6 protein-coding genes are annotated in these 13,218 nt (G+C 72.9%); 3 read left to right on the top strand and 3 right to left on the bottom strand.

The window, feature by feature from the left end:
- Positions 1-33 precede the first annotated feature (33 nt).
- The 3 genes from IE252_RS30260 to IE252_RS30250 all read right to left on the bottom strand — a co-directional run bounded on the left by IE252_RS30260 (position 34) and on the right by IE252_RS30250 (position 6,415).
- Positions 34-4,350, bottom strand: coding sequence for a polymorphic toxin type 17 domain-containing protein (locus IE252_RS30260; RefSeq protein WP_190092602.1), 4,317 nt, complete (start codon positions 4,348-4,350; stop codon positions 34-36).
- Positions 4,347-4,712: a hypothetical protein gene (locus IE252_RS30255; RefSeq protein ID WP_190092601.1), complete on the bottom strand. Its 366-nt coding sequence runs from the start codon at positions 4,710-4,712 to the stop codon at positions 4,347-4,349. Before IE252_RS30255 ends, IE252_RS30260 begins: the two co-directional genes overlap by 4 nt.
- 191 nt (positions 4,713-4,903) lie before the next feature.
- Positions 4,904-6,415 carry an FAD-binding oxidoreductase gene (locus tag IE252_RS30250; RefSeq protein WP_190092600.1) on the bottom strand — a complete coding sequence of 504 codons (1,512 nt, stop codon included), beginning with the start codon at positions 6,413-6,415 and terminating at the stop codon, positions 4,904-4,906.
- Between the two features lie 250 nt (positions 6,416-6,665).
- On the opposite strand from IE252_RS30250, the gene pdxR reads away from it, so the two are divergent.
- From pdxR to IE252_RS30235, 3 genes are all read left to right on the top strand, one after another.
- The gene (gene pdxR / locus IE252_RS30245; RefSeq protein ID WP_190092599.1) at positions 6,666-8,096 is read left to right on the top strand and encodes a MocR-like pyridoxine biosynthesis transcription factor PdxR; all 1,431 of its coding nucleotides are present in this window, start codon (positions 6,666-6,668) and stop codon (positions 8,094-8,096) included.
- Positions 8,097-8,162: 66 nt separating this feature from the next.
- Entirely contained in the window at positions 8,163-9,947 is a 1,785-nt protein-coding gene (locus tag IE252_RS30240) for an alpha/beta fold hydrolase (protein WP_229848866.1), read from the top strand.
- Between the two features lie 296 nt (positions 9,948-10,243).
- Entirely contained in the window at positions 10,244-13,198 is a 2,955-nt protein-coding gene (locus IE252_RS30235) for an AfsR/SARP family transcriptional regulator (RefSeq protein ID WP_190092598.1), read from the top strand.
- The last annotated feature ends 20 nt before the right edge of the window (positions 13,199-13,218 follow it).

Below are 13,218 nucleotides of genomic sequence, written 5' to 3'. Positions count from 1 at the left end.
CGCCGTCCACTGTCTCAGTTGGCTCACTGGGGCTCACTTGTGGGTGATCTCGCCGTCCAGCGACACGTTCAGGTGGCTGCCGTCGCGGCTCAGCCAGCCCAGTTGGGCCTTGCCCTTCTTGCTCAGCTGGACGTCCCACTCGAACGGCTGGCCCGCGGTGCGCGACGGGCCCTTGATCCACTCGTTACCGAAGCGGTCGATGTAGCCCTTCCGAGTGCCCCGGGGCAGGCCCGAGTTCACGTTCACGTCCTGCGACGGTACGAACCGGATGCGACCGGAGGTGGGCAGCTGGGCCTCCTTGATGAGGCCCTTCACGCCCGTCCGGGGCTTCTGCGTCGGGACCGGCTCGTCGCAGGTCTTCAGACCCAGCGGGTCGATCATCGACAGCGGGGTGTCGACGTATCCGTGGTGGTTCGGCGCCGGGTCGAGGCCGAGGGGGTCCGCCGAGAGATAGCGGGCCGTTTCCGGGTCGTAGTAGCGGAAGTAGTTGTAGTGCAGGCCGGTTTCGGGGTCGGCGTACTGGCCCGGGAAACGCAAGGGGCAGTCGGCCGAGGCTTCGTCCAGCGCGGTGGCGTGGCGGGCGCCCCACAGGACGGCGCGGCGCTGCCACGCCAACTCGCCGTCGAGTGTGACCAGTTCGGTCGGGGTGCCCGCCGTGTCGGTGATGACGGCGTGGAAGCGGATCGTCCGGTCGGCGGTGGTGTCCTCGGCCAGCGACGCCAGCAGGGACGTACCTCCGGTACGGACGAGGGGGCGGTGGCCCGTCTGCGTCAGCGGGGTGTGCGTACCGGGGGCGTAGTCCCAGGCGGTGACCCGGCCGTCGGGGGCCGTCTGCTCGGCGAGGCGGGTGTCGTCCCAGGTGAAGTCGGTGCGGTCGGCCGTCGAGCCGTCGTCGAGCAGCCGGTACTTGGCGATGCGGCGGCCCAGCGGGTCGTACGTGTACTGCCAGCGCTCTCCCTCGGGGGTCACCGCCGAGGTGAGGCGGTCCTCGGGGCTCCAGGTGAAGGTCCAACTCCGGCGCTGCCCGTTGAGGAGCTTGCGTGTGCGCCGGACCAGACGGCCCTGCGCGTCGTGCTCGTACGTCGTGCTCCCGGACCGGCGGATCAGGGTGCCCTCGAACTCGCGCTCGCCGGAGCCTGCGTCGGCGTCGTCGGCATCGGTACCCGCCGCCGGAGCAGCCGCGCGCGTCAGGTTGCCCGCCGTGTCGTACGCGTACGCCTCGGTCCAGCCGTGGGCCCGGACGCCGGTCACCCGGCCGGCCGGGCTGGTGGTGAACCTCCGCGTCCCCGAGCTCAGGTCGCGGATCTCGGTCAGGTGGCCGTCGGCGCGGTAAGCGTACGTACGGTGCTGGAGGAGGCGGTCGGCCTGCTCCGAGCGGGCGGTGAGGGACTGGGAGGCCAGCCGGTCCCCGGCGTCCCAGGCCTGGTGGAGGATCACCCCGTCGCCGATGCGGCGCGAGGTCTCGTGACCGGCCGCGTCGTACGCGAACGTCAACGTACCCGCGTCCGAGGCCAGTTCGAGCGCGCGACCCGTAGCGTCGTACGACCAGCGCGAGACCAGCCCCGACGGGGCGGTGCGGCGGACGAGCCGCTCGCCCGCGTCGTACTCGTACGTCGTCGTGCGGCCGTTCACCGTCTCGGCCGTCACCCGGCCGAGCGCGTCCCGGACGAAGGTGACCTCCGCGTCGGCGTCGACCGCGCGGACCAGATGGCCGGCCGGGTCATAGGCGTAGGTCGTGGTCCCACCTGCGGTACCGGCATCGCCCGCCTGGGACCGCTGTTCGATGGTCCGGCCGAGCGGGTCCCGCGTGAAGTGCAGGGATTCCCCCGCCCCGTTGGTGCGCGAGACCAGCTCGCCCGCCGCGTTGTACGTATACGTGAGGGTGCGGCCGTTGAAGTCGGTCTCCGCTGTCGGGCGACCGGCCTCGTCGTAGGTGTAGGTCCAGGTCAGGCCCTGTGCGTTGGTGACGCCCGTGAGCCTGCGCTCGGTGTCGTGGGTGAAGGTGTAGGTGGCGCCCTCGGCGGTGGTGTGGGTGGCCGGGACGTCGAACGGGGCCGGGGTGTGGTGGGTGGTGTGGCCCGCCTGGTCGGTGTGGGCGAGCGGGTTGCCCTCCGCGTCCCAGGTCCACGACTCCGCCGTGCCGTCGGGGTGCTCGCGCCGGGCCGGCTTGCCCTCCGTGGTCCACGTGGTGCGGGTGGTGTGGCCGAGGGGGTCGGTGACCTCGGTCGGGCGGCCGAAGGGGTCGCGGCGGACGGTCGTGGTGCGGCCGAGTTCATCGGTGATCGCGGCGGGGAGGCCCGCCGGGTCCGGGGTGATGTGCCGCGTGCCGCCGAGGGCGTCCGTGACGGCGGTCAGGTGGCCCGACTCGTCGTAGACGTGGGTGGTCCGCGCGCCCAGCGGGTCGGTGGTGGTGAGGAGGTTGCCGAGCTCGTCGTACGTGTGGTGCCAGGTGGCTCCGCCCGGTTCGACCACCTCGACGGGCTGACCGAGCCCGTTGTAGGCGGCGCGGGCCACCGATCCGTCGGGCAGCGCGAGTTCGGTCAGGTTGCCGTGCTCGTCGTACCCGTACCGAGTCGTGCGGCCGAGTGGATCCGTGCTGGTCAGGGGGTTGTCGCCGCGGTCGTCCCACTGCGTGCGGGTGGTGTGGCCGAGCGCGTCGGTCTCCTCGACGACCAGGCCCTCCGCGTTGTAGCGATGGCTGGAGGAGTGCCCCAGCGAGTCGGTGTACGTCGTCGTCCGGGCCGCGTCGTCGTACGTGAGCGTGCCGGAGAGGATGCCGTCGACGCCGTCGGTGCGGACGACCCGGCCGCGCGCGTCGTACTCGTACGAGAACCAGGTGCCGTTGCGGTCCGTCCAGCGGGTCATGCGGCCCTGGTCGTCGTACGCGAACGTCAGGGGCTCGCCCGAGGAGTTGATCACCTCGGTGAGGTTGCCCGCCTTGTCGTACCCGTAGCGCATCACCACCGTGCCCGCGTCCTGCGGAAGGTGGCCGGTGTAGCGGTCGGGGGCCCGGTCGAGCAGGCGCAGGGCGGTGATGCGGGGGCCGTGGGAGTCGACCGCGAGGTAGTAGCCGCCGGAGTGGCGGATGCCCTCGGGGACGCCGCCCGCGTTGCGCTCGACGTCCACGCGCGCGCCGTTGCGGTCCTGCCAGGCGTCGATGGGGAGGTGGAAGACGCCGGGGGTGGCGGAGTTGAGCGGGGTGCTGAAGGAGCGGACCACGCCGGTGGCCGGGTCGGTGATCGTCATCACACCGTCCGGCTTGCCGTCCCACTCCAGCGGCCAGCGCGGGCCCTTGGCCGGCAGCACCGGCTCGCCGGGGGTCGGCACCGGGTAGACCAGGCGCATCCCGTCCGCGCCCGCGAAGACGACGCCCTCGCCGTCGATCTGGACGCACTCGTCCAGGGTGGAGATCCAGGTCGGGCCGAGGCACACCCCGCCCCGGTACGAGGACAGATGCGTGCGCTCGAAGACGAACGGCAGCGAGGCGGGCAGCGACAGGTCGGTCTGCGCCATCAGCATCGCCCCGGTCGCCACGTCGATCGGCTCGCCGACGCAGCGGGTGCGGTCGCAGTTGCGGGCGGCGGGACCGAGCTCCACCAGGTCGGGGCGGAGTGAGGGCGGGCGCAGCATGAAGGGGGTGGGGTTGGTGAACGCGCCCTCGACGCCCGCCTTCAGGACGCCGCTTCCGGCGCCCAGCGCGCCGCCGTAGATCATGCCGTCCTTGGCGGCCTGGTTGACCTCGTCGAGGCTGAAGCCGTCCTGCAGACCGGTGGCGATCTTCAGGGGCTGGGCCACGGCCAGGTCCACGGTGACCGACTCGATGCCGCCGAAGGCGGCCGCCACCAGCGTGCCCGCCGCGATCTCCGCCACCGTGGTGGAGACCGCGACGCCGAGCGTGGCGCCCATCTCGATGATCACGTCGGCGGCCGCCACCGCGGCCCCGGAGGCGAGGCCCGCGGTGAAGAAGGCCAGGGCGATCCCGCCCGCGATCACCGCCGCGTCGATGCCGATCTGCGTCCACAGCTTGGTGATCGCGTCGTCCACCGCGTCCGCGAACTTCTCAAGGGCGTCCGCCATGTTCCGCGACGACTTGGAGAGGTCGCTGAGCCAGCCCGCGTCCTTGCCCTTCGCGTACCGCTCCCAGAAGGTGGTGAAGGTCGCGATCGCCTCACCCTGGTTGTTGTGGATGAGCGAGTTCGCCGTGTTGTTCACCGGGGTGCGGACGTCGTCGACCGCGTCCGCGAAGTCCCGCCAGGCCTTGGCCGCGTGCCGCAGGGTGCCCGAGTTCGCGTCCGGCCACCACATGCCCAGCTTGAGCAGGATCTTCTTGGCCTCGTCCTCGATGCTCACTCGGCACCGTCCTGCGGCTGGTCCTGGGCCTTGTCCTGCGGCTTCACCTTCGCGAACATCCCGGCGATCAACTCGTCGTTGTCCACGTGCCCGTCGGACATGTCGATCATGGCTTCGTGGATGCTGGTGAGCCCGAGCACCAGGATCCCGGCGCCTCGCTCGATCGCCTTCTGCTGTGGCTCGTAAGCGTCCCCGAACGCCTTGCCCTGCTCGTCGTCGCCCCACGGCTTGCCGAAGCCGTCCAGCGCCTTGACCAGGTTGGTCAGCGCGGTGCTGAGGTTCTTCGCCTGTTCGTGGAAGACCGGTGCCGACAGCTTCAGATCAGCCGTCTTGATGTCCAGAACCTTGCCGTCGTCGCCCACCTGGGCACCTTCCCCCGTCGTTCCCGCACGCGCCCTTGTCCGCCGCACATGCCGTTCCTTGACCGTAGGAGGCCAGGGTCAATGGATCGCAAAGCGGAGGTCGTGGGTACGTAACGAAGGGCCGGGTCGGAGGAGTTCCGACCCGGCCCCAACGAGCGAAAACGCGCTCAGTGAGTTGACGTGACGTAACGTCAGTCGATGCCCTGCGCGAACGAGAACACGCCGTACGGGTCGTACTTCGACTTCACGTAGGACAGGCGGTCGTAGTTCTCGCCGTAGTACGCCGTGCGCCAGTCCGTCAGGGCCGGGTCGATGAAGTTCTGGTACGACTCGCCCTTCGAGATCGGGTTCACCGCGTTGAAGCCGTTGTCGACGAAGCGCTGGCCGGAGGTGAGCTGGTCGCCGGAGAGGATGCCGAAGGCGAACGTGTAGTACGACATCAGCAGCGTGCTGTCGCGGTGGACGTACGCCGTCGAGGTGCGCGAGACCTTGTTGGCGGCGCCGCCGAGCGCCATGATCTCGAACTTGTGGAAGTGCCCGGCCGTGCGCTCGGTGTCGAAGACGCTGACCAGCCGCGCCCACTCGGTCTCCGAGGGCGACCGGCTCAGCAGCCGGCCGCGGCCCAGGACGTGGCCGAACGGGGCGAGCTTGCCGTTCGCCGGGTCCCAGGTGTTGTTGTGGCACTGCTGCTGCGAGTACGTACCGCAGCCGAAGATCTTCATCATCGCGGACTTGTAGGTGTCCGTGTAGACGTTCTGCTGGATCGGCGCCGCGCCCGTCAGGGCGATCAGTCGGGCGATCTCGGTGTCGAACTCCGCGCGCGTGCCGATCGAGGTGACGAGCAGCGTCACCAGAGGGGCGTTGCCCGCGGCCGAGTCGAACAGGTCGATGTTGGAGCGGCTGCCGAACGTGGTCGGCGCGCCCTCCAGCCACTGGGTGAGGCCGTGCATCGCGCCGACCGCGTGGTCGTACGTGAACAGCAGCTCGGCCACGTTCAGGTTCGGGACGGCGGTCGGGGTGACCGTGTACTGGGTCACGATGCCGAAGTTGCCGCCGCCACCACCGCGGATCGCCCAGTACAGGTCCGGGTTGGAGGTCGGGGACGCGGTGACCTGGCGGCCGCTGGCCAGGACGACCTTCGCCGAGGTGACCTTGTCCGCGCCGAGCCCGTGCTGGCGGGTGAGCAGGCCGACGCCGCCGCCCTGGAGGAAGCCGCCGAGCGCGACGGTCGGGAACATGCCGCCGGGGATCGCCAGGCCGCTCGCGCCGAGGCCGTTGACGACGTCGACCAGCTGCGTACCGCCGCCGACGGTCGCCGTGCCGGAGCCCGCCGTCACCGCGTTCAGCTTCGAGACGTCGATGATCAGGCCCTCGGTGGTCGAGTAGCCGCCGCCGCTGTGGCCGCCGCTGCGGGCCGTCACCGGGATGTCGTGGTACTCGGCGAAGATCAGGCTGGTCGTGACGTCGTTGGCGTTCGCCGCGTACACGACGGCCTGCGGATTGGTGAGGCTGTACTGGCCGTACTCGACGGTCTTGGCCGCCGTGTACGTGGAGTCGGACGGCAGCACCAGCTGGCCCGTCAGATTCGCGCGCAGCCGGTCCCATTGGCCGGTGGTCGTGGCGGTGGCCGTGGTGAACCCCGACAGGGACAGAGCCGCAGCTCCGGCCCCCGCCATTCCGATGAACGACCTGCGATTGATCATGCCTTGCTCTCCCCTGTAAGCCGCGTTGAGCGCCGAGCGGTCGGCATCCTGCCACGGATACCGGCGGACGGGTGGGGCAGTTGGCCAGTGCGGCTCGGCCTCGACTGTCACTCAAGTCCCGCTGGAGCTGGGCATGTTCACGATCCGGAGCGTGCGCCACCGCGTTCAAGTGTGGAGCTTGACGTGGCCCGTCGACTTCTCCGCGCCCCCTAGGGTGACCCCGTAGAGACCACGTACAGGGCGGGTGTTCATGGCGGACTCATGGGTCAATTCGGCGGAGCGGATCGGCGCAGACCTCCATGTGGAACTGGCCGGATCCGGCAGCCGGCGGGCCGCGCTCATCCGCGCGCTGCGCTCCGCCGTCCAGGACGGGCGGCTCGCCCCCGGCACCCGGCTGCCCCCGTACCGCTCGCTCGCCGCCGACCTGGGCCTGGCCCGCAACACCGTCGCCGACGCGTACGCCGAGCTCGTCGCCGAGGGGTGGCTGACCGCGCGCCAGGGCTCGGGCACCCGGGTCGCGTCGCGCGCCGAGCCCGTACGGGGCGCGCGGGTGCCCAAGAAGGTGCCGCGCCGGGCCGCCGCCCCCGCGCACAACCTGATGCAGGGCCAGCCGGACGCCGGATCGTTTCCGCGCGGCGCCTGGCTGTCGGCCGCCCGCCGGGCACTCAACGCGGCCCCCAACGAGGCGTTCGGACCGGGCGATCCGCAGGGCCGCATCGAGCTGCGCCGGGCGCTCGCCGGGTATCTGGCGCGCGTGCGGGGCGTACGGACCACCCCCGAGCGCATCGTGGTCTGCTCCGGCTTCGCGCACGCCCTGCGGCTGCTCTTCGGCGGCCAGGTGCTGCGCGGCCCGCTCGCCGTGGAGTCGTACGGCCTCGGCTTCCACCGCGCCCTGCTCGCGGCGGAGGGCGTACGGACCGTGCCGGTCGCGCTCGACGAGCAGGGCGCGACGGTGGCGGAGCTTACGGAGCGGGCGGCGCTCAAGGGCGTACGGGCCGCGCTGCTCACGCCCGCCCACCAGTTCCCGACCGGCGGCCCGCTGCACCCGGAGCGCCGCGCGGCCGTCGTCGACTGGGCACGCGCGCGTGGCCGGGTGATCCTGGAGGACGACTACGACGGCGAGTTCCGCTACGACCGCGAGCCGGTCGGGGCGGTGCAGGGGCTCGACCCCGAGCGGGTGGTCTACATCGGCTCGGTCAGCAAGAGCCTGTCCCCGGCGGTGCGGCTGGGCTGGATGGTGCTGCCCGAGCAGCTCGTCGACGAGGTGCTCGCGGCCAAGGGCCAGCGTGAGGCGTGGGCGAGCGTCCTGGACCAGCTGACCCTCGCGGACCTGATCGAGAGCGGCTCCTACGACCGTCATGTGCGGCGGATGCGGCAGCGCTACCGGGGCCGCCGCGACCAGCTCCTCGCCGCCCTCGACGAGCACGCCCCGCACATCACGGCGGCCGGTATCGCGGCCGGGCTGCACGCCGTGCTGCGGCTGCCGCCGGGCACCGAGCGGGCGGTCCTGAAGGCCGCGGCCTGGCAGGGCATCGCGCTCGACGGGCTGGCCGCCTTCCGTCACCCGGACGCGACCATGCCGGGCCAGGACGGCCTGGTCGTCGGCTACGCGACCCCGCCGGACCACGCCTATCAGGCGGCCCTGGACGCCCTGTGCAGGGCGCTGCCACCGGCGCCGTGAGGTCGGCCTTCAGGGCGGGGACTCTAGGCTGGGGGAGCCTGGCGATCATGAGGGGGAGTGGCTGACGTGGCCGAAGTGTCGGAGCTGGTCGGAGAGTTCGACGGGGAGCGGATCAGCTGCGCGGTGTCCGAGCCCGACGGAGTGGTCCCCTCCGTCACGGTCGTCCTGCTGCACGGCGCCGGAATCGGCGACAAGGCGCGGCTCGCGGAGCTGGGGGAGGACTTCCGCACCCGCGGCCACCGCGTCCTCGCCCTCGACTTCTCCGGGCACGGCGCCTCCAGCGGCGACCTCGCGGAGCTGAGCCTGGAGCGCCGCTTCCGGCAGGCGCGGGAGGCGATCGACGCGTACGTTCCGCCTGGTCAGAGCCTGGTCCTGACCGGCTTCAGCATGAGCGGCCAGACCGTCGCGGACCTGGCCGCGCACTACGGCTCCCGGGTCGCGGGGATCGGGCTGTGCGCGCCCGCCGTGTACGCGGACGCGGCCTGGTCCGAGCCGTTCGGGGCCGAGCCGGGCGCGCCGGGGACCCCGCCGGGGGCGCCCGTCTCGCGCTTCACCGAGATCCTCCGGACGCCCGACAGCTGGCGCGGCTCGCGCGCCCTGGACGTCTTCCGGGCGCTGCGCACCCGGGTGGTCCTGGCCGTACCCGAAGTGGACGAGATCATTCCGTACGTCGTCACGGAGGCGGTGGCGCAGGCCCTGGCCGAGGGCAACGAGCCCCGCTTCACCCGGCTGGTGTTCGAGGGCGCGCACCACCGGCTCGGAATGTGGTTCAAGGAGCACCCGCTAGAGCGCGGGCGGTTCGTGGACGCGGTCCTGGACGACCTGGGCGCGGACGGCTGGGAGCTGACCCGCCGCTGGGTCGACAAGTCGCTTCCGGAGGGCGAGCGGGTACGGGACGCGGTGGCGCTGCGGGGCGGATGGACGTCGCAGATGCGGCTGATCCGTACGGAGTCGGTCGACGGCATACGTACAGAAGGTGACGTCGGCGCTGAGGGCTTGCGTGCAGAGAGCGGCGACGGCGACGAGGGTGTGCGTACTGAATCAGCCACTCCCGTCCGCGAATTGGTGCTTCGCTCCTTCGCCAAGCCCTTCTACCGGCGGCACGCGGCGAGCCTCCTCGCGCGCGAGGCCGCGGTGCTCGCGCTGCTGGCGGGGACGGGCGTGCCCGCGCCCGCGCTCGTGGCGGCCGATCCGCAGGGCGAGCACGGCGACCACCCCTCGCTGCTGATGACCCGCCTGGAGGGCGCGGTCCGGCTGGACGAGGACGGGCTGGAGTGGCGGATCGGGCTGCTCGCACGGCAGTTGCTGGACATCCACCGCGTCCCGGTGGCGGCGGCCGACCGGCCCAGGGAGTACGAGCCCTGGACCTCCGCCGACCGGGTGCGCGTCCCGGCGGACACCCGGCGGCCCGAGGTCTGGCGGCGGGCGGTCGACGTCATCCGGCAGCCGCCGCCCCCGTACGAGGGGTGCTTCCTGCACCGGGACTTCCATCCGGGGAACGTGCTGTTCAGCGGCTCGGGCGACGCGCTGCGGATCAGCGGGGTCGTCGACTGGGTGGAGACGTCGTGGGGCCCGGCCGCGCTCGACGTGGCGCACTGCTCGACGGCGCTCGCGCTGCTGCACGGGACCGGTGCCGCCCGGGAGTTCGTGGCGCGGTACACGGCCGGGGGCGGACGGCTCGGCGCCGGACTGCTCCACTGGCAGCTCATGGACGCGCTCGCGTACGCGCCGGACGCCGAGAAGGTCGCGGGGCCGTGGCGGGAGCTCGGGCGCACGGACCTGACGCCCGAGCTGCTGAGCGGACGGCTGGAGGAGTACATCGCGTCGCTGCTCGACGGGCAGACCGACTGAGAGGCGTCTAAGCCGCTTGAGCAGCCCAAAGGTTGTGCTCATTCACAAAATTGGCGCAAAATCGCTGGACCGGTCAAGGGGTGGTCTGCGTCGCCGAACAGGCGGGCACCGAAGGGCGAAGAGCGTCCGTAGACAGGACGAGGTCCCCGGGCACTCACCTGGGATGCCCGAGGACCTCTCTGTCCTTCGGATCCGTTCCGACGGCGACACTCCCCCGAGTGTGGTCGTCCCACCGAGCACCGGCGGCCCGGATCCGATGAAAAGATCTAATCAGCGCCCACCAACAGATCGCTAACATGTGGCCAACGGTCAACGGGGCAGCCGGTGGACGGGCAGTGGGGGAACCGGTGGAGTTCGGCGTGTGCGTGCGATTCGGCCTGCTCGGCCCGCTGACCGTGGGAGGCGAGCCCGTCGGCGGCGGCAAGGTCCGGTCACTGCTCGCCGCCCTCCTGATGCGGCCCGGCCGGGTCGTCCCCAGCGACGACCTGAAGCTGGCCCTGTGGGGCGACGAACCGCCCGCCTCCGCCACCGCGTCGCTGCACAACCACGTCGCCCGGCTGCGGCGGCTGCTCGACTCCGAGGACCGGGTGCGGGCGGTGCCGCCGGGATACGTGCTGCGGGTCGACCCGGGCGAGCTCGACACCGAGGTCTTCGAGGCCCACGCGCGCGTGGCGCTCGCCGCGCACAACCGGGGCGACTGGCCGGTGGTGGCCGAGGAGACCGCCGCCGCCCTCGCGCTGTGGCGCGGCGCGCCGCTCAGCGGGCTCTACGACCCGGCCGACGGCGAGCCCGCCCTCGTCCAGCGGCTCGGCGAGACCCGGCTGCTCGTCCTGGAGTGGAAGTACGAGGCGGAGCTGCGGCTCGGCCGCCATGAGGGGATCGGGCCGGAACTGGCGGCGCTGACCGGCCAGTTCCCGCTGCGCGAGGCCTTCCACCGGCAGCTGATGCTGGTGCTGCACCGCACCGGGCGGCAGGCGGAGGCGCTCGCCGTGCACCAGCGGCTGCGCCGCACCCTGGTCGAGGAGCTGGGCGTCGACCCGGGACCCGCCGTCCAGGAGGCGCACCGGGAGATCCTGCGGGAGCCCGCGCCGCGCGCCGAGCTGCCCACCCCGGCGCAACTGCCCCCCGCACCCGCCCATTTCACCGGCCGCGACGACCTGGTGGCGCAGCTGTGGGCCGCCCTGACCCAGCGGCACCCCGGGGCCCCCGCCGCGCGGCACGAGGGCGCGCCCACCGCCGCCCTCGCCGTGATCACCGGCATGGCCGGGGTCGGCAAGAGCGCGCTCGCCGTCCATGTGGCGCACGCCCTGCGCGAGGAGTTCCCGGACGGGCAGCTGTATCTGAACCTGCGCGGCGCGACCCCTGGGCTGCCTCCGCTCCCGCCGATCCAGGCGCTCGCCGCGCTGCTCAACGCGCTGGGCGTCGACTCCCGCAACGTGCCCGACACGCCCGACGCGGCGGCCGCGCTGCTGCGCTCCCGGCTCGCCCCGACCCGTACGCTCCTCGTCCTCGACGACGCGGCCTCCGCCGCCCAGGTGCGGCCGCTGCTGCCCGCCGGGGACGGCTGCGCGGTGGTCGTGACCAGCCGCTCGCCGCTGGCCGCGCTCGACGGCGCCACCCGCTTCCCGCTCGCCCCGATGACCGCCGACGAGAGCCTCGGCCTGCTCCGGGCCGTCTCCGGGCGCCAACTGGCCGACGGCGCGGCCCGGCTGGTCGAGCTGTGCGGGCGGCTGCCGCTGGCGCTGCGGGTCGCGGCCGCCCGGCTCGCCGCCCGCCGCGCGCTCAGCCCCGACGCGCTCGCCGGACTCCTCGACGCCGAGGACGGGCGCCTGGACCACCTGGAGTACGACGACCTGAGCGTGCGCCGCTCGCTCGCCGTCGCGCTCGGCGCGCTCGACCCGGACGCGGCGCTCGCCCTGCGCCGCCTGGGCGCGCTCGACCTGCCCGCGTACGAAGTCCCCGTCGTCGCCCGGCTGATGGGCCTGCCCGAGCAGCGGGCGGGGGCCGCGCTCGACCGCCTCGTCGAGGTGGCGCTCCTGGAGGAGATCTCGTACGGGCGGTACGCGCCGCACGACCTGGTGCGCGACTTCGCCCGTGAGCTGGCCGCCCAGGACGACGGCCGGGAGGCGGCCGTCGAGCGCGGGCTGCGCTGGTACGCAGAGGCCGCCCGGCAGAGCGGCCTGGCCCTGTCCCCGCCCGAGCGCGAGGGCCCCGCGCGCGTGCCCGAGCCCGTCGGCGACGCCGAGCCCTTCCCGGACACCGTCGCCGCGCTGGCCTGGGGGGACCGCGAACTGCCCGCCGTGGTGACGCTCACCGAGCGGTACGCGCGCAGCTCACCGACCGTGTTCCTGCTGGTCAGGGCGTACTTCAGCCATCTCCAGTACCGGGGCAAGTACGGCGCGCTGCGCCATCTCAACCGGTTCGTCCTGAGCGCCGCCCGGGCGAGCGGCGACCTGGTCGCGCAGGCGCACGCCATCGGGGACCTCGCCGGGGCGCACTTCCTGGCCAGCCGCATCGAGGAGGCGCTGGCCCTCAACGACGAGGCGATCGCGCTCTGGCAGGAGCTCGGGGAGCGGGGCCGCACCCAGCGCACCCTCGCCAACCGCGGCATGCTCCTGGAGCGCCTCGGCCGGCACGCCGAGGCCGCCGAGCCGCTGGAGCGGAGCCTGGCCCTGACCCGCGAGCTCGACGACGCGTACGGCGAGGCGATCATCCTCAGCCACCTCGGCAACCTGCACGAGCACACCGACGCCCGCGTGGCCATCGCCTACCACGAGCGCAGCCTCGCGACCGGCTGCCGCATCGGCAGCGAGCTCCTGGTGCACACCGCGCACTGCAACATCGGGTACGCGCACCTCACCCTGGGCGAATGGGCCGCCGCCGTCGGCCACTTCGAGCGGGCGCTGTGCATCCTCGGCGACCAGGGCGACTGGCACGGGCGCTCCCAGTCGTGGGTCGGCCTGGTCCGGGTCCTGGGCGAACTGGGCCGTACCGACGAGGCGTACGCCGCCTGCGCGGACCTGCTCGACCAGGCCGTCGAGCGGTGCGACGCGTACAGCGAGGGGCTCGGCAGGCGTGAGTACGGCCGTCTGGAGCGGGCGCGCGGGCGGATCGCCCAGGCCCGGGTCCAGTGGGAGCTGGCACTGACGGCCCTGGAGGGCGGCGACCCGAAGGCGCACGCGGAGGTGACGGAGCTGCTGGCGGGGCTGGACGAGGAGCCGGGTGTGAAGTCGGCCGCGGAAGTCGGGTGAAACATTCCCGGACCCTCGAC

The organism is Streptomyces melanogenes (assembly GCF_014649795.1).
In the GTDB taxonomy this organism is placed as follows: Bacteria; Actinomycetota; Actinomycetes; order Streptomycetales; family Streptomycetaceae; genus Streptomyces; species Streptomyces noboritoensis.
Note: the sequence above shows the minus strand (reverse complement) of the source record. Positions and strands in the feature narration are given on the sequence as shown.

What these genes read in the sequence shown, in the direction of transcription:
- IE252_RS30250 (WP_190092600.1), bottom strand. Translation starts at nt 6,415, where the DNA reads ATGATCAATCGCAGGTCGTTCATCGGAATGGCGGGGGCCGGAGCTGCG.
- pdxR (WP_190092599.1), top strand. Translation starts at nt 6,666, where the DNA reads ATGGCGGACTCATGGGTCAATTCGGCGGAGCGGATCGGCGCAGACCTC.
- IE252_RS30235 (WP_190092598.1), top strand. Translation starts at nt 10,244, where the DNA reads ATGTGGCCAACGGTCAACGGGGCAGCCGGTGGACGGGCAGTGGGGGAA.